This window comes from Enterobacter sp. 168J2 (assembly GCF_034107265.1).
Lineage (GTDB): Bacteria > Pseudomonadota > Gammaproteobacteria > Enterobacterales > Enterobacteriaceae > Enterobacter > Enterobacter nematophilus.
The window spans coordinates 1-20,743 of sequence record NZ_JAWNEB010000017.1; the positions used below are offsets into that span (position 1 = coordinate 1).

The 20,743-nt window shown below is 56.9% G+C and carries 19 protein-coding genes and 1 riboswitch; of the genes, 12 read left to right on the forward strand and 7 right to left on the reverse strand.

Going from position 1 to position 20,743, the window contains the following annotated elements:
* Window positions 1-300 precede the first annotated feature (300 nt).
* On the forward strand, window positions 301-1,890 hold the full coding sequence (gene purH / locus USG84_RS22900) for a bifunctional phosphoribosylaminoimidazolecarboxamide formyltransferase/IMP cyclohydrolase (RefSeq protein WP_253540325.1): 1,590 nt from the start codon (window positions 301-303) through the stop codon (window positions 1,888-1,890).
* 15 nt (window positions 1,891-1,905) lie between these two features.
* On the forward strand, window positions 1,906-3,198 hold the full coding sequence (gene purD / locus USG84_RS22905; protein ID WP_253540324.1) for a phosphoribosylamine--glycine ligase: 1,293 nt from the start codon (window positions 1,906-1,908) through the stop codon (window positions 3,196-3,198).
* Window positions 3,199-3,256: 58 nt separating this feature from the next.
* Here purD and USG84_RS22910 read toward each other — a convergent pair whose 3' ends face one another.
* The 6 genes from USG84_RS22910 to nudC all read right to left on the reverse strand — a co-directional run bounded on the left by USG84_RS22910 (window position 3,257) and on the right by nudC (window position 7,609).
* Window positions 3,257-3,949 carry a DUF1481 domain-containing protein gene (locus USG84_RS22910; RefSeq protein WP_151413566.1) on the reverse strand — a complete coding sequence of 231 codons (693 nt, stop codon included), beginning with the start codon at window positions 3,947-3,949 and terminating at the stop codon, window positions 3,257-3,259.
* 11 nt (window positions 3,950-3,960) lie between these two features.
* Window positions 3,961-4,233, reverse strand: coding sequence for a nucleoid-associated protein HU-alpha (hupA, locus tag USG84_RS22915; protein ID WP_002445246.1), 273 nt, complete (start codon window positions 4,231-4,233; stop codon window positions 3,961-3,963).
* A 186-nt stretch (window positions 4,234-4,419) separates the two neighbouring features.
* A complete protein-coding gene (locus USG84_RS22920; RefSeq protein WP_061096554.1) occupies window positions 4,420-5,010 on the reverse strand; it encodes a YjaG family protein in 591 nt (196 codons plus the stop codon).
* Between the two features lie 41 nt (window positions 5,011-5,051).
* Window positions 5,052-5,723, reverse strand: a complete 672-nt coding sequence (gene nfi, locus USG84_RS22925) for a deoxyribonuclease V (RefSeq protein ID WP_080330442.1) — start codon at window positions 5,721-5,723, stop codon at window positions 5,052-5,054.
* A 9-nt stretch (window positions 5,724-5,732) separates the two neighbouring features.
* A complete protein-coding gene (gene hemE, locus USG84_RS22930) occupies window positions 5,733-6,797 on the reverse strand; it encodes a uroporphyrinogen decarboxylase (protein ID WP_061096556.1) in 1,065 nt (354 codons plus the stop codon).
* A gap of 38 nt (window positions 6,798-6,835) precedes the next feature.
* Window positions 6,836-7,609 (reverse strand): NAD(+) diphosphatase, encoded by a 774-nt coding sequence (gene nudC / locus USG84_RS22935; protein ID WP_253540318.1) that lies wholly within the window; start codon window positions 7,607-7,609, stop codon window positions 6,836-6,838.
* A gap of 95 nt (window positions 7,610-7,704) precedes the next feature.
* Between nudC and USG84_RS22940 the strand changes: the two genes are divergently transcribed.
* The 10 genes from USG84_RS22940 to USG84_RS22985 all read left to right on the forward strand — a co-directional run bounded on the left by USG84_RS22940 (window position 7,705) and on the right by USG84_RS22985 (window position 16,454).
* Window positions 7,705-8,202 carry an Rsd/AlgQ family anti-sigma factor gene (locus tag USG84_RS22940; protein ID WP_061096558.1) on the forward strand — a complete coding sequence of 166 codons (498 nt, stop codon included), beginning with the start codon at window positions 7,705-7,707 and terminating at the stop codon, window positions 8,200-8,202.
* A gap of 54 nt (window positions 8,203-8,256) precedes the next feature.
* Window positions 8,257-8,366: riboswitch (TPP riboswitch) on the forward strand.
* 78 nt (window positions 8,367-8,444) lie between these two features.
* Complete coding sequence (gene thiC, locus USG84_RS22945) at window positions 8,445-10,340, forward strand: phosphomethylpyrimidine synthase ThiC (protein WP_253540315.1); 1,896 nt, start codon at window positions 8,445-8,447, stop codon at window positions 10,338-10,340.
* Window positions 10,340-10,975, forward strand: a complete 636-nt coding sequence (gene thiE / locus USG84_RS22950; RefSeq protein ID WP_151413565.1) for a thiamine phosphate synthase — start codon at window positions 10,340-10,342, stop codon at window positions 10,973-10,975. The genes thiC and thiE overlap by 1 nt, the downstream gene beginning before the upstream one ends.
* Window positions 10,968-11,723, forward strand: coding sequence for a HesA/MoeB/ThiF family protein (locus tag USG84_RS22955; RefSeq protein ID WP_151413564.1), 756 nt, complete (start codon window positions 10,968-10,970; stop codon window positions 11,721-11,723). The genes thiE and USG84_RS22955 overlap by 8 nt, the downstream gene beginning before the upstream one ends.
* Window positions 11,707-11,907, forward strand: coding sequence for a sulfur carrier protein ThiS (gene thiS, locus USG84_RS22960; RefSeq protein WP_151413563.1), 201 nt, complete (start codon window positions 11,707-11,709; stop codon window positions 11,905-11,907). The genes USG84_RS22955 and thiS overlap by 17 nt, the downstream gene beginning before the upstream one ends.
* A gap of 1 nt (window position 11,908) precedes the next feature.
* Window positions 11,909-12,679: a thiazole synthase gene (gene thiG, locus USG84_RS22965; protein ID WP_028015100.1), complete on the forward strand. Its 771-nt coding sequence runs from the start codon at window positions 11,909-11,911 to the stop codon at window positions 12,677-12,679.
* On the forward strand, window positions 12,676-13,803 hold the full coding sequence (thiH, locus tag USG84_RS22970) for a 2-iminoacetate synthase ThiH (RefSeq protein WP_061096563.1): 1,128 nt from the start codon (window positions 12,676-12,678) through the stop codon (window positions 13,801-13,803). The genes thiG and thiH overlap by 4 nt, the downstream gene beginning before the upstream one ends.
* 337 nt (window positions 13,804-14,140) lie before the next feature.
* Entirely contained in the window at window positions 14,141-15,682 is a 1,542-nt protein-coding gene (locus tag USG84_RS22975) for a diguanylate cyclase (RefSeq protein WP_151413561.1), read from the forward strand.
* A gap of 146 nt (window positions 15,683-15,828) precedes the next feature.
* On the forward strand, window positions 15,829-16,137 hold the full coding sequence (locus USG84_RS22980) for a PTS sugar transporter subunit IIB (protein WP_010425948.1): 309 nt from the start codon (window positions 15,829-15,831) through the stop codon (window positions 16,135-16,137).
* On the forward strand, window positions 16,137-16,454 hold the full coding sequence (locus USG84_RS22985) for a PTS lactose/cellobiose transporter subunit IIA (protein ID WP_003862327.1): 318 nt from the start codon (window positions 16,137-16,139) through the stop codon (window positions 16,452-16,454). The genes USG84_RS22980 and USG84_RS22985 overlap by 1 nt, the downstream gene beginning before the upstream one ends.
* 58 nt (window positions 16,455-16,512) lie before the next feature.
* Here the strand turns inward: USG84_RS22985 and rpoC are convergent, their stop codons facing one another.
* A complete protein-coding gene (rpoC, locus tag USG84_RS22990) occupies window positions 16,513-20,736 on the reverse strand; it encodes a DNA-directed RNA polymerase subunit beta' (RefSeq protein WP_028015097.1) in 4,224 nt (1,407 codons plus the stop codon).
* Window positions 20,737-20,743: the final 7 nt, after the last annotated feature.

The window sequence follows — 20,743 nt, forward strand, 5'->3', positions numbered from 1 at the left end:
TGATTCACATCCGCCGTGTCGATGGAGGCGCATTATAGGGAGTTCTCCGCAGGCCGCAACCGCTAAATGACAGAAAAATGACTGACTGCTGCATTCCACAGCAAAACCCCGCCTTATACCTTTTTACACACAGAGTTATCCACAATGATACGAAAAAGTGAAAATGTGCGAGCGTTGCGCAAACGTTTTCGTTAAAATGCTCGCGCTTAACAAGGATGCCCCGTCAGGTGTGTTAGATGAGTTTTTCGCAGGAAAATTCATCTAACGCTCTCTGTAATCGTGAAATCCAGGGGATTTACCATGCAACAACGTCGTCCAGTCCGCCGCGCTCTGCTCAGTGTTTCTGATAAAGCCGGTATCGTCGAATTCGCTCAGGCACTTTCCGCACGCGGTGTGGAGCTGCTTTCCACAGGCGGTACCGCTCGCCTGTTAGCAGATAAAGGTCTGCCGGTAACCGAAGTGTCCGACTACACCGGTTTCCCGGAAATGATGGATGGACGCGTTAAAACCCTGCATCCGAAAGTGCACGGCGGCATTCTTGGCCGTCGCGGTCAGGACGATGGCATTATGGAGCAGCATAATATTGCCCCCATCGATATGGTTGTCGTTAACCTCTACCCGTTCGCCCAGACCGTCGCCCGCGAAGGCTGTTCTCTGGAAGATGCCGTAGAGAATATTGATATCGGCGGCCCGACCATGGTGCGCTCCGCAGCCAAGAACCATAAAGATGTAGCCATCGTGGTAAAGAGCGGCGACTACAGCGCCATTATTAATGAGATGGACGCCAACGAAGGGTCGCTCACACTGGAAACGCGTTTCGACCTCGCTATCAAAGCCTTCGAACACACCGCGGCCTACGACAGCATGATCGCCAACTACTTCGGTAGCCTGGTGCCGGCTTATCACGGTGAAAGCAAAGATCCTTCTGGCCGCTTCCCGCGCACGCTGAACCTGAACTTCATTAAGAAGCAGGATATGCGCTACGGTGAAAACAGCCACCAGCAGGCTGCCTTCTATATAGAAGAAGAGGTAAAAGAAGCCTCTGTTGCGACCGCCCAGCAGGTTCAGGGCAAAGCCCTCTCCTATAACAACATTGCCGACACCGACGCCGCGCTGGAATGCGTGAAAGAGTTCAGCGAGCCGGCCTGCGTTATCGTCAAGCACGCCAACCCATGCGGCGTTGCGGTAAGCACCTCTATTCTGGATGCCTACGATCGCGCCTACAAAACCGACCCGACCTCCGCGTTCGGCGGCATTATTGCCTTCAACCGCGAGCTGGATGCTGAGACCGCGCAGGCCATCATCTCCCGTCAGTTTGTTGAAGTGATCATTGCGCCATCCGCGTCCGAAGAAGCGTTGAAAATTACCGCGGCGAAACAGAACGTGCGCGTGCTGGTCTGCGGCCAGTGGGCGGAACGCGTGCCGGGCCTCGACTTCAAGCGCGTGAACGGCGGCCTGCTGGTTCAGGATCGCGATCTGGGGATGGTGACTGAAGCCGACCTGCGCGTGGTGACCAAACGTCAGCCGACCGAACAAGAACTGCGTGACGCGCTGTTCTGCTGGAAAGTGGCGAAGTTCGTCAAATCTAACGCCATCGTCTACGCCAAAGAGAACATGACAATCGGGATAGGCGCCGGCCAGATGAGCCGCGTGTACTCCGCAAAAATTGCCGGCATTAAAGCAGGCGACGAAGGGCTGGAAGTGAAAGGCTCCGCCATGGCTTCTGACGCCTTCTTCCCGTTCCGTGACGGCATCGACGCGGCGGCTGCTGTGGGCATCACCTGTGTGATCCAGCCTGGTGGCTCAATCCGCGACGACGAAGTGATTGCCGCAGCCGACGAGCACGGCATCGCGATGATCTTCACCGACATGCGTCACTTCCGCCATTAATTCCCGGAGCAGAAAATGAAAGTATTAGTGATTGGTAACGGCGGGCGCGAGCACGCTCTGGCGTGGAAAGCGGCGCAGTCTCCGCTGGTGAAAACAGTCTTCGTAGCCCCGGGTAACGCCGGTACCGCGCTGGAACCCGCGCTGCAGAACGTGGCTATCGGCGTGACCGATATTCCGGCCCTGCTGAGCTTTGCCCAAAGCGAGAAAATCGACCTGACCATCGTCGGCCCGGAAGCGCCGCTGGTCATTGGCGTGGTTGACGCCTTCCGCGCCGCGGGTCTGAAAATCTTCGGCCCAACGGAAGGCGCCGCACAGTTGGAAGGCTCCAAAGCCTTCACCAAAGATTTCCTCGCGCGTCATAACATCCCAACGGCGGAATATCAGAACTTCACCGAAGTGGAGCCTGCTCTGGCCTGGTTACGTGAAAAAGGCGCGCCGATTGTTATCAAGGCCGACGGTCTGGCCGCAGGTAAAGGCGTTATCGTTGCGATGACCCTCGAAGAAGCGGAAGCCGCGGTTCAGGATATGCTGGCCGGCAACGCCTTTGGCGACGCGGGACACCGCATCGTGATCGAAGAGTTCCTCGACGGTGAAGAGGCGAGCTTTATTGTGATGGTCGACGGTGAGCACGTTCTGCCGATGGCCACCAGCCAGGACCACAAGCGCGTGGGCAACGGCGATACCGGCCCGAATACCGGTGGGATGGGCGCCTACTCCCCTGCCCCGGTGGTGACGGATGAAGTGCATCAGCGCACCATGGACCGCATCATCTGGCCAACCGTGAAAGGGATGGCGGCGGAAGGCAACACCTACACCGGTTTCCTCTATGCGGGCCTGATGATCGACAAGCAGGGCAATCCGAAGGTGATTGAATTCAACTGCCGCTTCGGCGATCCGGAAACGCAGCCCATCATGCTGCGCATGAAATCTGACCTGGTGGATCTGTGCCTGGCGGCCTGTGACGGCAAGCTGGACGAGAAAACCTCAGAGTGGGACGAGCGCGCGTCTCTGGGCGTGGTGATTGCTGCGGGCGGGTATCCAGGTAGCTACAGCACCGGGGATGAAATCCACGGCCTGCCGCTGGAAGAAGTTGAAGGCGCGAAGGTGTTCCATGCCGGTACGAAGCTGGCTGACGACGATCGCGTGCTGACCAACGGCGGCCGCGTTCTGTGTGCGACCGCGCTGGGCCATACCGTGGCAGAAGCGCAGAAGCGCGCCTATGCGCTGATGGCGGATATTCACTGGAACGGCAGCTTTAGCCGTCAGGATATCGGTTATCGTGCAATTGCGCGGGAGCAGGGGGAGTAACGGAGCCGTCTTCGCCCCTCACCCTAACCCTCTCCCCTCAGGGGAGAGGGAACTTAAATCAAAAACTCTTCTCTGTCGGCTGCCAGGTGCAGAAATCTTCGTTCGCCACCAGCAGCAGCTGAGAGCCTTCCGGCGCTTCCAGCCACGCCACACTCACTTCCATTGATGAATGACGCTGACGGCGCTGAATATGTTCGGTCGCCCAGGATTCGAGCTCAGGCTTCACCGTCTGCCCTTCGCAGGTGGTCACCGTCCCATCGGCATGCCAGCGCCCCTGGCGCAGCACCACGCGTCCCAGACGCAGCGCGTCGCTGGTCTGACGGATTTGTTCGGCACGGTATCGGTAGAGGGCGATTTGATCGCTGGAAAGCTGCTGTTTTTGACCGCTGACTTCACGCTGCATAAAGCTCAGCTCGCCATGGTCATCAAAACGCACTTTCACGTGTTCGGGGGTTTTGCTGTAGACGTTCAGTTCAATCAGCGACAGGTCATCTCCCTGCCAGCGATATTCCGCAGTTGACGTATTACCGCTATGCCACGGGCTGAAGGCTGAAAGCAGATGCACTTCGCCGCCGGAATCTTTGCGCCAGATCCTGACCGCCCCCTGGTTGTCCGCATAACCGCTGGCGGTAAACGGCGGCAGGGAGGTGTCGTGGCTACAGGCGGACAGCAGCAGCATACCTGCCAGCGCGAGCGTTCCACGCCAGACAGACAAAAGGGGCGTTGCCGCCCCTTCGCTAAAACTGTTCACTGCCACGCGTCTTACTTAACAGCGTCTTTCAGTGCTTTACCAGAAACAAATGCCGGCACGTTAGCTGCGGCGATTTTGATTTCTTTACCGGTCTGCGGGTTGCGGCCAGTACGCTCAGCGCGGTGGTTCACTTTGAAGGTACCGAAACCAACCAGTTGTACAGCATCGCCTTCTTTCAGAGACTCAGTAATAGCAGCCAGGGTAGATTCCAGAGCAGCTTTAGCCTGCACTTTAGACAGATCAGCCTTGTCCGCAATTACATCAATCAGTTGAGTCTTGTTCATAAGTTATCCTTTCAATGTGTTTATCGCTTGCTAAGCATCGAGTGCGACGAAAATGCCAAAAAAGCACTCTCCTGCATACACGCACCGATAGCCACTTTTTTTCGCCCTCCAAATGTAGACCAGACGGGGGGCAGAAGGGAAGAGTCGAGGTGCGACAAAACAGGCGTTAAATCACGTTTTGTTGTCTCATTGGTTAAAAATTATACCAATATTGCTCTCACCGGCCTCGCGTAAGTCTGCACGCAGCCCTTTGATCAGCTCAATATCGCGTTCTTCACACTCTGCCAGCAGGCGGAAAATTTCCCACTGGATGTCCCATTCTTGCTCAACGGCCGGATTAGCACGCAGCTCTTCGTCGGTCATTTCACGACCTTCCTGGGTCATTTCAAGCATCGCGACGGTCGTAATGGATGCCTTACTGACTTCAATTGCATGCTCCAGCGTTTCACCGCTCAGACGGGAGTGGAGCAGCTCGCTTAACGCCACGCAGGCATCAATCGCCGGATAAACTCCGTACAGGTCAAAATCATCCGCAACCGGGATCGCCTCTTCCAGCTTTTCCAGCTGAGAGTCGAAGTTCACCTTCGCATCTTTCACCGTCAGCGTCTCCCAGATTAAATCCAGGATACGACGATAAATCTGGCCTTCGCCAAACTCCGTTTGCTTACAGAACGCGGCGTAGTTGGGATACATGCGCTCGCACAGGCAAGCCATAAACGTCACGTGCTGCCAGCTTTCCAGCTTCTCAAGGCGCAGATGAATCGGGTTTTGTAACATGATGATGTCTCGAATCGAAAATTAGCCGCAGTTTACCTGAATCACGGCTGAATTTCCTGCCAACGAACAAAAGCCGGACGCGAGGAGGCGACAGCGTCAGCCCAGCGCGTCGGCTCCGGTAAACGGTAGCCCTTCATGCAGCGCTGCACCCATGCCAGCGCGCTGTCCATGCTGACCCGATGCCCGGTCGCGATAAACAATGGATTGCAGCGCGCCTTGCTGCGCCAGACCCACGCCAGCTGCTCGCCTTTATGAATAAGCGGCGCCAGCGCGCCCGGCTCGGCGGAGAGCGGCTCAAACGCGCCACACAGGCGTTTTTTTGCCACGCCAATGGTCGGCACGTCCACCAGCAGCCCAAAGTGGCTGGCAACGCCTAAGCGGCGCGGATGGGAAATACCGTGTCCATCGACAAACAGCAGGTCAGGTTTTTGCGAGAGCTGTTCCCACGCTGCCAGCAGCGCGGGATATTCGCGGAAGGAGAGAAAGCCGGGGATGTACGGCATGGTGGTCGCGATGCGCGCCACCTTGTACTCCACCAGCTCAAGCGAAGGGTATTTCAGCACCACCATCGCCGCTCGCGTCACTTCACCGCCCTGCTCGAACCCGACGTCCGCTCCGCCAATGTACTGCGGAGGATCCTTATCCAGACGATCCTCGCGGATCACTGATGAAGCCAGTTCGATTTGCTGAGCGCGTAGCGACGCGAGATCCATAACCACTCCTTACTTGTGATACTGGGCAGAAAGCCGATGCACCGCCTCCACAAATACGCCAGCGTGTTCTGGCGGCACATCCTGATGAATGCCGTGGCCGAGGTTAAAGACGTGCCCTTCACCCTGGCCGAAACCAGACAGTATAGTCGACACTTCTTCTTCAATACGTGCTGGCGGCGCATAGAGCATGGACGGATCCATGTTGCCCTGCAGCGCCACTTTGTCGCCCACGCGACGGCGCGCATCGGCAATATCGGTCGTCCAGTCGAGGCCCAGCGCGTCGCAGCCGGTCGCCGCCATCGCTTCCAGCCACTGACCGCCACCTTTCGTGAACAGCGTCACCGGCACGCGGCGACCTTCGTTTTCACGCAGCAGGCCATCGACGATTTTGTGCATGTAATACAGGGAGAACTGCTGATAATCACGCCCGGTCAGCACGCCGCCCCAGGTGTCGAAAATCATTACCGACTGCGCGCCCGCTTTAATCTGCGCGTTGAGATAGAGCGTGACGCTCTTCGCCAGCTTGTCGAGCAGGGCATGCAGGGCCAGCGGCTCGGCGTACATCATCTTTTTAATCATGGTGAAGGCTTTGCTGCTGCCCCCTTCCACCATGTAAGTGGCCAGCGTCCACGGGCTGCCGGAGAAGCCAATCAGCGGCACTTCGCCCTTCAGCTCGCGGCGAATGGTGCGCACGGCGTTCATCACGTAGCCCAGCTCGCCTTCCGGATCGGGGATTGGCAGCTTATCCACGTCGGCTTTGCTTTTGATTGGGGAGGTGAAGCGCGGGCCTTCGCCGGTTTCGAAATAGAGCCCAAGGCCCATGGCGTCCGGGATGGTGAGAATGTCCGAAAAGAGAATGGCGGCATCCAGCGGGTAGCGGCGCAGCGGCTGGAGCGTAACTTCGCAGGCCAGCTCGGCGTTTTTGCACAGCGACATAAAATCACCCGCCTGCGCGCGCGTGGCTTTGTACTCTGGCAGATAGCGTCCCGCCTGGCGCATCATCCACACCGGGGTGACATCAACGGGCTGGCGCAGCAGCGCACGCAGATAACGATCGTTCTTCAGTTCGGTCATTTTTGCAGTTCCTTAAGCGTCATGGCCTCAGTGTAACACTACTCATACTCGGCCCGACACATTGCCACGGTATCTTCTATCAGGCGGCGCGCCACCGTACCCGGCGGGGGTAAAAGAGGCAGATCGTCATAACGATACCAGTTTGCCTCCAGCAGCTCTTTCTGGTCGATAACGATCTCGCCGCTGTCGTATTCCGCCATAAACGCCGTCATTAGCGACATCGGGAACGGCCACGGCTGCGAGGTGACGTAGCGCAGGTTTTTCACCTTGATTCCGCTCTCCTCCATCACCTCGCGCGCCACCGCCTGCTCCAGCGTTTCGCCCACTTCGACGAAACCGGCCAGCACGGTATGAATGCCGTTACGATGGCGGGTATGCTGCGCCAGCAGGATGGAATCGTCCCGGCGGATGGCGACGATGATGCACGGCGCAATCTGCGGATAGTAGCGTTCACGGCAGTGGCCGCAGAGGAGAGCCCACTCGGTTTTGCTCGGGTGCATGGTATGCCCGCAGTAGCCGCAGTATTTGTGCGAGCGGTAAAACTCCGCCAGCTGCACGCCCCGCCCCGCCAGCTGAAACAGCCCCGCGTCCAGATCCAGCACCTGGCGTACGGATCCCATATTCTGACGACGAGATTGCCGGATCAACCACACCGGATCGCCCTGCCACTCGCCGATCCGCAGAGCGGGCTGACCGACAAGATCGAAGATTTCTGCCGCACCGTAGGGGATTTCTCCACCGGGCAGCCACAACTTCTGTTCGTGACTGACGATCCACCAACCCAGATCTGATTTTTCAATAATACGATCCATATCTATTGCACTACCTTCGCTTCACTGACATGTTGTTAGCATTGTGGTTACATTTTGGATAAGTAGATCCCATTCTAAACTTTGCGGAGTCGACCATGTTAAACCAGCTAGAAAGCCTGACGGAGCGCGTTGGAGGAAGTAACACACTGGTGGATCGCTGGCTACATGTACGCAAGCATCTCCTCGTGGCGTATTACAATCTGGTCGGTCTTAAGCCTGGCAAAGAATCCTTTATGCGGCTGAATGAAAAAGCGCTGGATGATTTTTGTCAGAGCCTGGTCGACTACCTTTCCGACGGCCATTTCAACATTTATGAACGCATTATCCGCGAAATGGAAGGCACAAATCCCTGTTTAGCGGCCAGCAAACTTTGTCCGCTGCTGGAAGCCAACACCCAGCAGATCATGGATTACTACGATTCCACGCTCGAGAATGCTATCGATCACGATAATTATCTTGAGTTCCAGCAGGCGCTTTCCGATCTTGGCGAAGCGCTGGAGGAGCGATTCACGCTGGAAGATAAGCTGATCGCCCTCGCCCTGGATAACGGCCTGGACGTCAGCCACGAAGATAACGTCGTGCGCCCGGCTTGAGTTCTTAATCGTTAACGAGTAATTTACAACCATTCGCCCCTCTGCGGAGGGGGATTTTTCTTGTCGGAGTGCCCAGTGTGAAAGCACGGGCTGAGACCGTTAATTCGGGATCCGCGGAACCTGATCAGGCTAATACCTGCGAAGGGAACAAGAGTTACACTGCTGTTGAATCGCCCCTGGGCGATCTTCTCTTGCTTCATCCGTCGTCTGACAAGCCATGTCCTTCACTTTTGGAATGAGCTATGTCTACTACTAAACTGACCCGCCGCGAACAGCGCGAACACGCCCAACGCTTTATCGACACCCTGGAAGGTACCGCTTTCCCGAACTCGAAACGCATCTACATTACCGGCTCGCAGGCCGATATCCGCGTCCCAATGCGCGAAATTCAGCTCAGCCCGACGCTTATCGGCGGCAGCAAAGATAATCCGCAGTATGAAGACAACGAAGCCGTGCCGGTGTATGACACCTCCGGCCCGTACGGCGATCCCTCTGTCGCCATTAACGTCCAGCAGGGTCTGGCAAAGCTCCGCCAGCCGTGGATTGACGCGCGTAACGACTGCGAAGAGCTGAGCGTGCGTAGCTCTGCGTACACCAAAGAACGCCTGGCCGACGACGGTCTGGACGAGCTGCGCTTTTCCGGCCTGCTGACGCCAAAACGCGCTAAAGCGGGCAAATGCGTAACCCAGCTGCACTACGCGCGCCAGGGTATCGTTACGCCGGAGATGGAGTTCATCGCCATCCGCGAAAATATGGGCCGCGAGCGCATCCGCAGCGAAATATTGCGCCACCAGCATCCCGGCGAAGGCTTTGGCGCTCGCCTGCCGGAAAACATCACGCCGGAGTTTGTGCGTGACGAAGTGGCCGCCGGGCGCGCGATTATCCCCGCCAACGTCAACCACCCGGAATCCGAGCCGATGATTATCGGCCGCAACTTCCTGGTGAAGGTTAACGCCAACATCGGCAACTCGGCGGTGACGTCATCCATCGAAGAAGAGGTGGAAAAGCTGGTCTGGTCAACGCGCTGGGGCGCGGACACGGTGATGGACCTCTCCACTGGCCGCTACATCCACGAAACCCGCGAATGGATCCTGCGTAACAGCCCGGTGCCGATCGGTACCGTCCCGATTTATCAGGCGCTGGAGAAGGTCAACGGCATCGCCGAAAATCTCACCTGGGAAGCGTTCCGCGACACGCTGCTGGAGCAGGCGGAACAGGGCGTGGACTACTTCACCATTCACGCGGGCGTGCTGCTGCGCTACGTGCCGATGACGGCGAAACGTCTGACCGGCATCGTCTCGCGCGGCGGTTCCATCATGGCGAAGTGGTGCCTGTCCCATCATCAGGAAAATTTCCTCTACGAACACTTCCGCGAGATTTGCGAAATCTGCGCCGCCTATGACGTATCGCTGTCGCTGGGCGACGGCCTGCGTCCGGGCTCTATCCGCGACGCCAACGACGAAGCGCAGTTTGCCGAGCTGCACACGCTGGGCGAGCTGACCAAAATCGCCTGGGAGTATGACGTGCAGGTAATGATTGAAGGCCCTGGGCACGTGCCGATGCAGATGATCCGCCGCAATATGACCGAGGAGCTGGAGCACTGCCACGAAGCGCCGTTCTATACCCTGGGGCCATTGACCACGGATATCGCACCGGGCTACGACCACTTCACCTCCGGGATTGGCGCGGCGATGATCGGCTGGTTCGGCTGCGCTATGCTCTGCTACGTCACGCCGAAAGAGCACCTCGGGCTGCCAAACAAAGAGGACGTAAAGCAGGGGCTGATCGCCTACAAGATTGCCGCCCACGCGGCGGATCTGGCGAAAGGCCATCCGGGCGCGCAAATCCGCGACAACGCCATGTCCAAAGCGCGCTTTGAATTCCGCTGGGAAGATCAGTTCAACCTGGCGCTGGATCCGTTCACCGCCCGCGCCTACCACGACGAAACCCTGCCGCAGGAATCGGGCAAGGTGGCGCACTTCTGCTCCATGTGCGGGCCGAAGTTCTGTTCGATGAAAATCAGCCAGGAAGTGCGCGACTACGCCGCCGCGCAGACCATTGAAGTCGGTATGGCGGACATGTCAGAAACCTTCCGCGCGAAAGGCGGCGAAATCTACCTCAAAAAAGAGGAGGCGTAATGTACCAGCCCGACTTTCCTCCTGTCCCCTTCCGCTTAGGGCTCTATCCGGTGGTGGACAGCGTGGAGTGGATCGCACGCCTGCTGGAGGCCGGCATTCGTACCCTCCAGCTGCGCATCAAGGATAAGCGCGATGAAGAGGTAGAGGCCGATGTGGTTGCCGCCATCGCGCTGGGACGCCGCTACGACGCCCGCCTGTTTATCAACGACTACTGGCGGCTGGCCGTTAAGCATCGGGCGTACGGCGTGCATCTGGGTCAGGAGGACCTGGAAACCACCGACTTGAACGCCATCCGCCAGGCTGGCCTGCGCCTTGGCGTTTCAACACACGATGATATGGAAATCGACGTGGCGCTGGCGGCCCGCCCCTCTTACATCGCCCTCGGTCACGTCTTCCCGACGCAAACCAAGCAGATGCCATCCGCGCCGCAGGGGCTGACGCAGCTGGCGAGCCACGTTAAGCGCCTTGCCGATTACCCGACCGTCGCCATCGGCGGAATCAGCCTTGAACGCGCCCCGGCGGTGCTGGAGACCGGCGTCGGCAGTATCGCCGTCGTCAGCGCCATCACCCAGGCGGCAAACTGGCAGTTCGCCACCGAACAGCTTTTACAGCTGGCAGGAGCGGGCGATGAATGACCGCGATTTTATGCGCTACAGTCGCCAGATCCTGCTGGAGGATATCGCCATCGACGGGCAGCAAAAGCTGCTCTCAAGCCGGGTGCTGATTGTCGGTCTGGGCGGGTTAGGCGCGCCCGCCGCGCTCTATCTGGCCGGTGCGGGCGTGGGCACGCTGGTGCTGGCCGATGACGACGAGGTGCACATCAGCAATCTGCAGCGGCAAATTCTCTTCACAACTGAGGACATTAACCAGCCCAAAGCGCAGATCACCCGGCAGCGGCTACACCAGCTTAATCCGGATATCGAACTGATTGCTCTGCAGGAGCGACTGAGCGGTGAAAGCCTGCGCCGTGAAGTCGCCCTTGCCGACGCGGTGCTGGACTGTACGGACAATATGGCGACGCGTCAGGCCATCAACGCCGCCTGCGTAGCAGAAAATACGCCGCTGATCACCGCCAGCGCGGTGGGGTTCGGCGGGCAGATGATGGTCCTGACGCCGCCGTGGGCGCAGGGCTGCTATCGCTGCCTGTGGCCGGACGATGCCGAGCCGGCGCGCAACTGCCGCACGGCTGGCGTGCTTGGTCCGGTGGTGGGCGTGATGGGCACGCTGCAGGCGCTGGAGGCCATCAAGCTGCTCAGCGGCATGGAGGCGGAACGCAACACGCTGCGCCTGTTCGACGCCCGCTCCAGCGGCTGGCGCCATCTGGCGCTACACCGCGCCAGCCACTGCCCGGTATGCGGAGGCCACGATGCGCATTTTGTTTAACGATGAGCCAATGAACTGCGAAGACGGCCTCACCGTTGCCGTACTGCTCGATAAATTACGCCAGCTCAAGCCGGGAACGGCGCTGGCGCTCAATCAACAGATCCTGCCGCGCGAGCAGTGGGAACATCAGCAGGTCACTGAAGGCGACCAGATCCTGCTGTTTCAGGTTATCGCAGGGGGCTAAGATGTTACGTATTGCTGATAAAGTCTTTGATTCACATCTCTTTACCGGAACAGGCAAATTCGCCTCGCCGCAGCTGATGGTGGATGCCATCCGTGAAAGCGGTAGCCAGCTGGTGACGCTGGCGATGAAGCGCGTGGACCTTCGCCAGCACAACGATGCCATTCTTGCCCCGTTGCTGGAAGCCGGCGTCACGCTGCTGCCCAACACCTCCGGCGCGAAAACGGCCGAGGAGGCGATTTTCGCCGCACAGCTGGCGCGGGAAGCGCTCGGCACCCGCTGGCTGAAGCTGGAAATTCACCCGGACGCCCGCTGGCTGCTGCCCGACCCAATCGAGACTCTGAAAGCCGCAGAAAAGCTGGTGCAGCAGGGGTTTACCGTTCTGCCTTACTGCGGCGCGGATCCCGTGCTGTGTAAGCGTCTGGAAGAGGTCGGCTGTGCCGCCGTCATGCCCCTGGGCGCCCCAATTGGCTCCAATCAGGGTCTGGAAACCCGCGCGATGCTGGAGATCATCATCGAGCAGGCGACCGTGCCGGTGGTAGTGGATGCGGGCATCGGCGTGCCCAGCCATGCCGCGCAGGCGCTGGAAATGGGCGCAGACGCGGTGCTGGTGAATACCGCCATTGCGGTGGCCGACGACCCGGTAATGATGGCGCGCGCGTTTCGTCTCGCCGTGGAGGCTGGCGTGCTGGCCAGAGAGTCAGGCCCCGGCTCGCGCAGTTTTCAGGCGCAGGCCACCAGCCCGCTAACCGGTTTTCTGGAGGCGCTCTCATGAGCACGTTTACCGAGCGCTGGCGCGAGCTTAACTGGGACGATATAGCCCTGCGCATTAACAGCAAAACGACTGCTGACGTCGAGCGCGCGCTGAATGCCCGTCATCTGAACCGGGAGGATTTAATGGCCCTGCTCTCTCCAGCGGCCAGCGCCTACCTTGAACCGATGGCGCAGCGCGCCCAGCGCCTCACCCGGCAGCGGTTTGGCAACACGGTGAGCTTCTACGTCCCGCTCTATCTTTCGAACCTGTGCGCCAACGACTGTACCTACTGTGGTTTCTCCATGAGCAACCGCATCAAGCGGAAAACGCTCGATGAAGAGGAGATCGCACGCGAGTGTGCGGCCATTCGTGACATGGGCTTTGAGCATCTTCTGCTGGTTACGGGCGAGCATCAGGGGAAAGTGGGAATGGACTATTTCCGCCAGCATCTGCCTGCTATACGTCGGGAGTTTGCGTCGTTGCAGATGGAGGTTCAGCCCCTGTCGCAGGACGAGTATGCGGAGTTAAAAACGCTCGGGCTGGACGGAGTCATGGTCTATCAGGAAACCTACCACGAGGCGACGTACGCCCGGCATCACCTGAAGGGGAAGAAGCAGGATTTCTTCTTCCGGCTGGAAACGCCGGACAGGCTGGGCCGCGCCGGGATCGACAAAATCGGGCTGGGTGCGCTGATTGGGCTTTCCGATAGCTGGCGGGTAGATTGCTACATGGTGGCAGAACATCTGCTGTGGCTGCAGCAGCACTACTGGCAGACCCGATACTCCATCTCCTTCCCACGCCTGCGCCCCTGCGCAGGAGGCATTGAACCGGCTTCGCTGATGGATGAACGCCAGCTGGTGCAGACCATCTGCGCGTTTCGCCTGCTCGCCCCGGAAGTGGAATTATCGCTCTCAACGCGTGAGTCCCCGGCGTTTCGCGATCGCGTCATTCCGCTGGCGATTAACAACGTCAGCGCGTTTTCCAAAACGCAGCCGGGCGGATATGCAGACGACCATCCGGAGCTTGAGCAGTTTGCACCGCATGACGGACGGCGTCCGGAAGCCGTTGCCGCCGCCCTGTCGGCACAGGGACTGCAGCCTGTGTGGAAAGACTGGGACAGCTGGCTGGGAAGAGCCTCGCAATGACGATGTAACGCACTGCAACACGGTAAAAAATTATCGAGGCGCTACGGAAAGGCAAAACCGGATGATTGTCAGCGATCGTCCGGTTTTTTATTGTCATCAGGTCAGCAACGGACGCTGACCAGGGCGAAAAGCTTCTTCCTCGTTTCGCCCTGCCTCAGTCTCCGTGCATAAAATGGGCGAAATGGTATGAATAAGGTATTTCTCAGTGATTCTTAAGATAAATCATCTCGTCTGAAATCGTGTTCCGTATAATTCACCGCTAACCGCAGGACAGCGACTATGCTGAGAGGATATCGGCAGACGAAAAATATTCACCATCAGGATCGATGTACAACTCATGGCACTTCACAGCAAAAAGCTCTCTTTCACCCGACCAATTATGCTCAGCTTCGCGGGGATCCTGTGCAGTTTTGCGCTGATCGCGGTCGTGGTAACTTTTTCACAACGAAAGGATTTCCTTGAGGACTATCATAAGATTAATGGCAATTTCACCCATAACCTTGCGGTGAACTACACCGAGTCTATCCTGCGTGAAAACGACTATATCCTGGGCCGCTCCGCGATGTACTTTGCACGCGATGACAGGCTAAACGAGACCCTCAACGTCGACCCGACGCAAGGGCTGCAGATGATGATGCATTTGCAAAATCTTATGCCGACCGTGTCATCCATCTCGCTGGCAGACACGCAGGGACATTATCTGCGCGCGCCGGAAGTACTCCAGACGGAAAAGAGTAAAACCTTCGATCCCCGGACGCGCCCGTGGTTTGTCGCCCATGCTGAAGCCAGTATCTTCAGCCACTATACTCGTCCCTATATGGACTACTTCAACGGACATCCGACGGTCACTCTCTATAAGCCGTTGATTTCACCAGAAGGTCGACTTAAGGGTACGATCGCGTTTCATCTTGACTTAACGTCAATGGGCTACACCCTGCGTCAGATGGTCGCTCCTGTTCAGGGGGAATTCTTCGTCGTCGAGCGAGATGGCGCCGTCGTGCTGCACCCTGATACGGGCGCGCTTTTCAAACAGTACGTCAGCGAAGCGCTGATGGACAAAATGACCAGCGGCGAAGGCCATCTTTACGACAAAAAAACCAACACCTGGTATTACTACTACTCATTTACCAATCCGGACTGGTTTGTTATCTACCGGGTCTCTGGCGCAACGCTTACCGATATCACCCGACACGAAACGACGATCGTAGGCTGGGGTTTCGCGCTGGCTGCCATCATTATCATTCTCTTCGGCCTCTATCTGCGCCACGCCTCGCGTACCGTGTTGATGACCATTATCAACGCGATCAAAACGGGCGATGTGAGCCAGGCGCCGCGTCTGGAAGCGATGCTGAGCCATACCATCCAGTCCAATAAAGAGCGTGAGATGGCGTATGTCCGCCAGGCCACTCACGATGCGCTGACCGGCTGCAAAAACCGCCGTGCGTTCGATAGCGATGTGGAGGAATTATTAAACGCTCACCAGCCTTTCGCGATGGCGCTGGTTGATATTGATAACTTCAAGTCAATTAACGACACGTGGGGACACCTGAGCGGCGACATTGTCCTGCGGAACGTGGCGCGCGAGGGGATCCAAATAATGCAGCCCCACCACGTCTCGGTCTATCGCTACGGTGGTGAAGAGTTCGCGGTGATTTTCCAGGCCGAGCAGATCGCTGCCGCATTTTCATTGCTTGACGCATGGCGCACCGCCGTTGAAAGACGCGTCTGGCGGGAAGAAAATCTGCACGTCACGTTCAGTGCGGGTCTGGGTGAATGGCACTTCGAACCGCTGGAACAATTTGTAGGTAGTGTTGATAACGCGCTCTACGGTGCTAAAAAGCAGGGAAAAAACCGTATTGTTCGCACTGCCGTCGGCTGACTTTCTCTCTTACTCGAAGAATTGTAACCGGTTTCAGAAAAATGCCTCTTTCTTTGTGATGCCTGACACACAATCGTGGTAAAGCGGTTGTTGAAGCTCTCTGTGCGGGATAATTATCAATAAACACATGTAGATCGAGGCTGATTATGAAGAACATCGTTTTATGCTGTGCAGCGGGAATGTCAACCAGCATGCTGGTTCAACGTATGAAAGACGCCGCGCAGAAAAAAGGGGTTGAAGTCACCATTAAAGCCGTTCCGGTTGCGGAGTTTAAAGACAATATCGCGACGGCCGACATCGTATTGCTGGGGCCACAGGTTAAATACGAGCAGGCTAAACTGCAGGCGCAGGCCGACCCGCTGGGCAAAAAGGTCGCGGTGATCGACATGATGGATTACGGCATGATGAAAGGCGATGCCGTACTGGAAAAAGCGCTCAAACTGCTGGAGTCATAATGGAAGACTTAGAAACCACAATCATGGAACTGCTGGTCAACGCCGGTGCGGCGCGCAGTGCGGCCCTGACGGCCTTGCAGATGGCGCGTAAAGGTGATTTTGACGAAGCTGAAAAAGCGATGGAAGAATCCCGTGAATATGTGAAGCACGCGCATACGATCCAGACGCAGCTTATCGGCCTTGACGAAGGAACCGGAAAACTCCCTGTTAACCTGATTACCGTTCATTCTCAGGATCACCTGATGAACGCGATGGTTATTCAGGATCTGGCGGGCGATATGATTGAGCTTTATCGACGCATTCCATTAGTGAATTGAATAAATGCAGATGTAAAAAAACCCGCCGAGGCGGGTTTTTTATTTACGGCACCAACGATTACTCGTTGTCGGAACCGCCCAGACCTGCGTTCAGCAGTTCTGCCAGGCTCGCGGATGCATCTTCAGCAGTAACCTGCGGTGCAGCTGGCAGTTCGCCCGCTGCGCGACGACGCATACGATCCTGGTGGTACGCATAACCGGTACCGGCCGGGATCAGACGACCCACGATGACGTTCTCTTTCAGACCGCGCAGTTCATCACGTTTACCTGCAACAGCGGCTTCGGTCAGGACACGAGTCGTTTCCTGGAACGATGCTGCAGAGATGAAGGACTCGGTTGCCAGAGACGCTTTGGTGATACCCAGCAGATCGCGTGCGAAGGTCGCACCGATTTTACCATTCGCTTCCAGATCGCGGTTAGCGATCTTAACGCGTGAGTATTCAACCTGCTCGCCTTCCAGGAAGTCGGAGCTGCCCGCGTTTTCGATGGTTGCTTTACGCAGCATCTGACGAACGATAACTTCGATGTGCTTATCGTTAATCTTAACGCCCTGCAGGCGGTATACGTCCTGTACTTCGTTAACAATGTAACGAGTAACAGCATGCACACCACGCAGACGCAGGATGTCGTGCGGCGCTTCTGGACCGTCGGAAACCACGTCACCACGTTCTACACGTTCACCTTCGAACACGTTGAGCTGACGCCACTTAGGAATCATCTCTTCGTACGGCTCGCTGCCATCTACTGGCGTGATAACCAGACGGCGCTTACCTTTGGTCTCTTTACCGAAGGAGATGATACCGCTGATTTCAGCCAGGATTGCAGGCTCTTTCGGACGACGTGCTTCGAACAGGTCCGCAACGCGTGGCAGACCACCGGTGATGTCCTTGGTACCGCCGGATTCCTGAGGAATACGCGCCAGGGTGTCACCAGAGCTGATCTGTACGCCATCTTCCAGCTGTACAATCGCTTTACCCGGCAGGAAGTACTGCGCAGGCATATCGGTACCTGGGATCAGAACGTCGTTACCCTGAGCATCAACGATTTTCAGTGCAGGACGCAGATCTTTACCACCGGTAGTACGTTCTGCAGAATCCAGAACTACCAGAGAAGACAGACCGGTCAGCTCGTCGGTCTGACGAGTAATGGTCTGGCCGTCGATCATGTCAGTAAAGCGGATGAAACCACTTACTTCAGTGATAACCGGCATGGTGTGTGGATCCCAGTTTGCAACGGTTTCACCGCCGGCAACCTGCTCGCCATCACCTTTCGCCATAACAGCACCGTAAGGCACTTTATAGCTCTCTTTGGTACGACCGAATTCGTCGATCAGCTTCAGCTCGGTGTTACGAGAGGTCACAACCAGCTTGCCTGCGGAGTTAACAACAGACTTCGCGTTGCTGAGCTTGATGCTACCTTTGTTTTTCACCTGAATGCTGGATTCAGCAGCCGCACGGGATGCCGCACCACCGATGTGGAACGTACGCATCGTCAGCTGTGTACCCGGCTCACCGATGGACTGTGCCGCGATAACGCCGATGGCTTCACCCTTGTTGATGATGTGGCCACGCGCCAGGTCACGACCGTAGCAGTGCGCACACACACCAAAGTCGGTGTCACAGGATACAACGGAACGCACCTTCACGGAGTCAACAGAGTTCGCTTCCAGCAGGTCACACCACTGTTCGTGCAGCAGCGTATTGCGTGGAACCAGAATGTCTGCGGTACCCGGCTTCAGAATGTCTTCCGCGGTCACACGACCCAGTACACGATCGCGCAGCGGCTCTTTAACATCACCACCCTCGATAACCGGGGTCATGGTGATACCTTCGAGGGTGCCACAATCGTCTTCGGTTACAACCAGATCCTGCGCAACGTCAACCAGACGACGCGTCAGATAACCGGAGTTCGCTGTCTTCAGTGCGGTATCCGCCAGACCTTTACGCGCACCGTGCGTGGAGATGAAGTACTGGAGTACGTTCAGACCTTCACGGAAGTTCGCGGTGATTGGCGTTTCGATGATGGAGCCATCTGGCTTCGCCATCAGACCACGCATACCTGCCAGCTGACGAATCTGTGCCGCAGAACCACGCGCACCGGAGTCGGCCATCATGTAGATGCTGTTGAAGGAAACTTGCTGCTCTTCTACGCCGTCACGGTTAATCACGGTTTCGGTTTGCAGGTTATCCATCATCGCTTTGGATACACGATCGTTCGCCGCTGCCCAGATATCGATAACTTTGTTGTAGCGTTCGCCCGCGGTTACCAGACCAGACTGGAACTGCTCCTGGATCTCAGCAACTTCGGCTTCCGCTTCAGAGATGATCTCGTGTTTCTTCTCTGGGATGACCATGTCATCGATACCAACAGATGCACCTGAACGCGCTGCATAAGCAAAGCCGGTATACATTGTCTGGTCAGCGAAGATAACGGTCGGCTTCAGACCCAGAATGCGGTAACAGGTGTTCAGCATTTTGGAGATCGCTTTCTTGCCCAGCGCCTGGTTGACGATGGAGAAAGGCAGACCTTTCGGTACGATCATCCACAGAATGGCACGGCCGATAGTCGTGTCTTTCAGGCTGGTTTTCGCAACGAATTCGCCGTTTGCATCTTTTTCGTATTCGGTGATACGCACTTTAACGCGCGCATGCAGAGAGGCCAGGCCAGCGCGATAAATACGCTCAGCTTCTTTAGGGCCAGTCAGCACCATGCCTTCGCCTTTGGCGTTAACACAGTCACGGGTCATGTAATACAGACCCAATACAACGTCCTGAGAAGGAACAATGATTGGCTCACCGTTCGCTGGAGACAGGATGTTGTTGGTAGACATCATCAGCGCACGCGCTTCGAGCTGGGCTTCCAGCGTCAGCGGTACGTGAACAGCCATCTGGTCACCATCGAAGTCGGCGTTATAGGCCGCACAAACCAGCGGGTGCAGCTGGATAGCTTTACCTTCGATCAGAACTGGCTCAAATGCCTGGATACCCAGACGGTGCAGCGTTGGTGCACGGTTCAGCAGTACCGGGTGTTCGCGGATAACTTCGTCCAGGATATCCCAAACGACAGCTTCTTCACGCTCAACCATTTTCTTAGCGGCTTTGATGGTGGTGGCCAGGCCACGCAGCTCCAGCTTGCCGTAGATGAACGGTTTGAACAGCTCCAGTGCCATTTTCTTCGGCAGACCGCACTGATGCAGACGCAGGTATGGACCTACGGTGATTACAGAACGACCAGAGTAGTCAACACGCTTACCGAGCAGGTTCTGACGGAAACGACCCTGCTTACCTTTGATCATGTCGGCCAAAGATTTCAGAGGACGTTTGTTAGAACCGGTGATCGCACGACCGCGACGACCGTTATCCAGCAGGGCATCTACCGCTTCCTGCAGCATACGTTTTTCGTTGCGTACGATGATGTCTGGCGCAGCCAGATCCAGCAGACGTTTCAGACGGTTGTTACGGTTGATAACGCGACGATACAGATCGTTCAGATCGGACGTTGCGAAACGACCGCCATCCAGCGGAACCAGCGGACGCAGATCTGGCGGCAGAACCGGCAGAACGGTCAGGATCATCCACTCTGGCTTGTTACCAGACTGAACGAACGCTTCCAGCAGTTTGATACGCTTGGTCAGCTTTTTACGCTTGGTTTCGGAGTTGGTTTCGTTCAGCTCTTCACGCAGCTGCTCGCACTCCTGCTCCAGATCCATGCTCTTCAGCAGGGCCTGAATAGCTTCCGCACCCATCTTCGCGTCGAATTCGTCACCGAACTCTTCCAGCGCGTCCAGATACTGCTCTTCAGTCAGGATCTGGTGACGTTCCAGGTTCGTCATCCCGCCTTCGATAACCACATAAGATTCGAAGTACAGTACACGTTCGATATCGCGCAGCGGCATATCCAGCAGCAGGCCGATACGGGACGGCAGGGATTTCAGGAACCAGATATGAGCAGTCGGAGACGCCAGCTCGATGTGGCCCATACGCTCACGGCGTACTTTGGTCTGGGTCACTTCAACGCCGCACTTCTCACAGATCACACCACGGTGTTTCAGGCGCTTGTACTTACCGCACAGGCACTCGTAATCTTTTACTGGCCCGAAAATACGTGCACAGAAAAGGCCGTCACGCTCAGGTTTGAACGTACGGTAGTTGATGGTTTCCGGCTTTTTAACTTCACCGAAAGACCATGAACGGATCATGTCTGGCGAAGCCAGAGCAATTTTGATCGCATCAAACTCTTCGGTTTTAGTTTGCGCTTTCAGAAACTTTAATAAGTCTTTCACGGATTTG

Excerpts from the sequence above, each read along its gene's own strand:
- purH (WP_253540325.1), top strand. The coding sequence starts at position 301 with ATGCAACAACGTCGTCCAGTCCGCCGCGCTCTGCTCAGTGTTTCTGAT.
- purD (WP_253540324.1), top strand. The coding sequence starts at position 1,906 with ATGAAAGTATTAGTGATTGGTAACGGCGGGCGCGAGCACGCTCTGGCG.
- hupA (WP_002445246.1), bottom strand. The coding sequence starts at position 4,233 with ATGAACAAGACTCAACTGATTGATGTAATTGCGGACAAGGCTGATCTG.
- USG84_RS22920 (WP_061096554.1), bottom strand. The coding sequence starts at position 5,010 with ATGTTACAAAACCCGATTCATCTGCGCCTTGAGAAGCTGGAAAGCTGG.
- nfi (WP_080330442.1), bottom strand. The coding sequence starts at position 5,723 with ATGGATCTCGCGTCGCTACGCGCTCAGCAAATCGAACTGGCTTCATCA.
- hemE (WP_061096556.1), bottom strand. The coding sequence starts at position 6,797 with ATGACCGAACTGAAGAACGATCGTTATCTGCGTGCGCTGCTGCGCCAG.
- nudC (WP_253540318.1), bottom strand. The coding sequence starts at position 7,609 with ATGGATCGTATTATTGAAAAATCAGATCTGGGTTGGTGGATCGTCAGT.
- USG84_RS22940 (WP_061096558.1), top strand. The coding sequence starts at position 7,705 with ATGTTAAACCAGCTAGAAAGCCTGACGGAGCGCGTTGGAGGAAGTAAC.
- thiC (WP_253540315.1), top strand. The coding sequence starts at position 8,445 with ATGTCTACTACTAAACTGACCCGCCGCGAACAGCGCGAACACGCCCAA.
- thiE (WP_151413565.1), top strand. The coding sequence starts at position 10,340 with ATGTACCAGCCCGACTTTCCTCCTGTCCCCTTCCGCTTAGGGCTCTAT.
- USG84_RS22955 (WP_151413564.1), top strand. The coding sequence starts at position 10,968 with ATGAATGACCGCGATTTTATGCGCTACAGTCGCCAGATCCTGCTGGAG.
- thiS (WP_151413563.1), top strand. The coding sequence starts at position 11,707 with ATGCGCATTTTGTTTAACGATGAGCCAATGAACTGCGAAGACGGCCTC.
- thiG (WP_028015100.1), top strand. The coding sequence starts at position 11,909 with ATGTTACGTATTGCTGATAAAGTCTTTGATTCACATCTCTTTACCGGA.
- thiH (WP_061096563.1), top strand. The coding sequence starts at position 12,676 with ATGAGCACGTTTACCGAGCGCTGGCGCGAGCTTAACTGGGACGATATA.
- USG84_RS22975 (WP_151413561.1), top strand. The coding sequence starts at position 14,141 with ATGGCACTTCACAGCAAAAAGCTCTCTTTCACCCGACCAATTATGCTC.
- USG84_RS22980 (WP_010425948.1), top strand. The coding sequence starts at position 15,829 with ATGAAGAACATCGTTTTATGCTGTGCAGCGGGAATGTCAACCAGCATG.
- USG84_RS22985 (WP_003862327.1), top strand. The coding sequence starts at position 16,137 with ATGGAAGACTTAGAAACCACAATCATGGAACTGCTGGTCAACGCCGGT.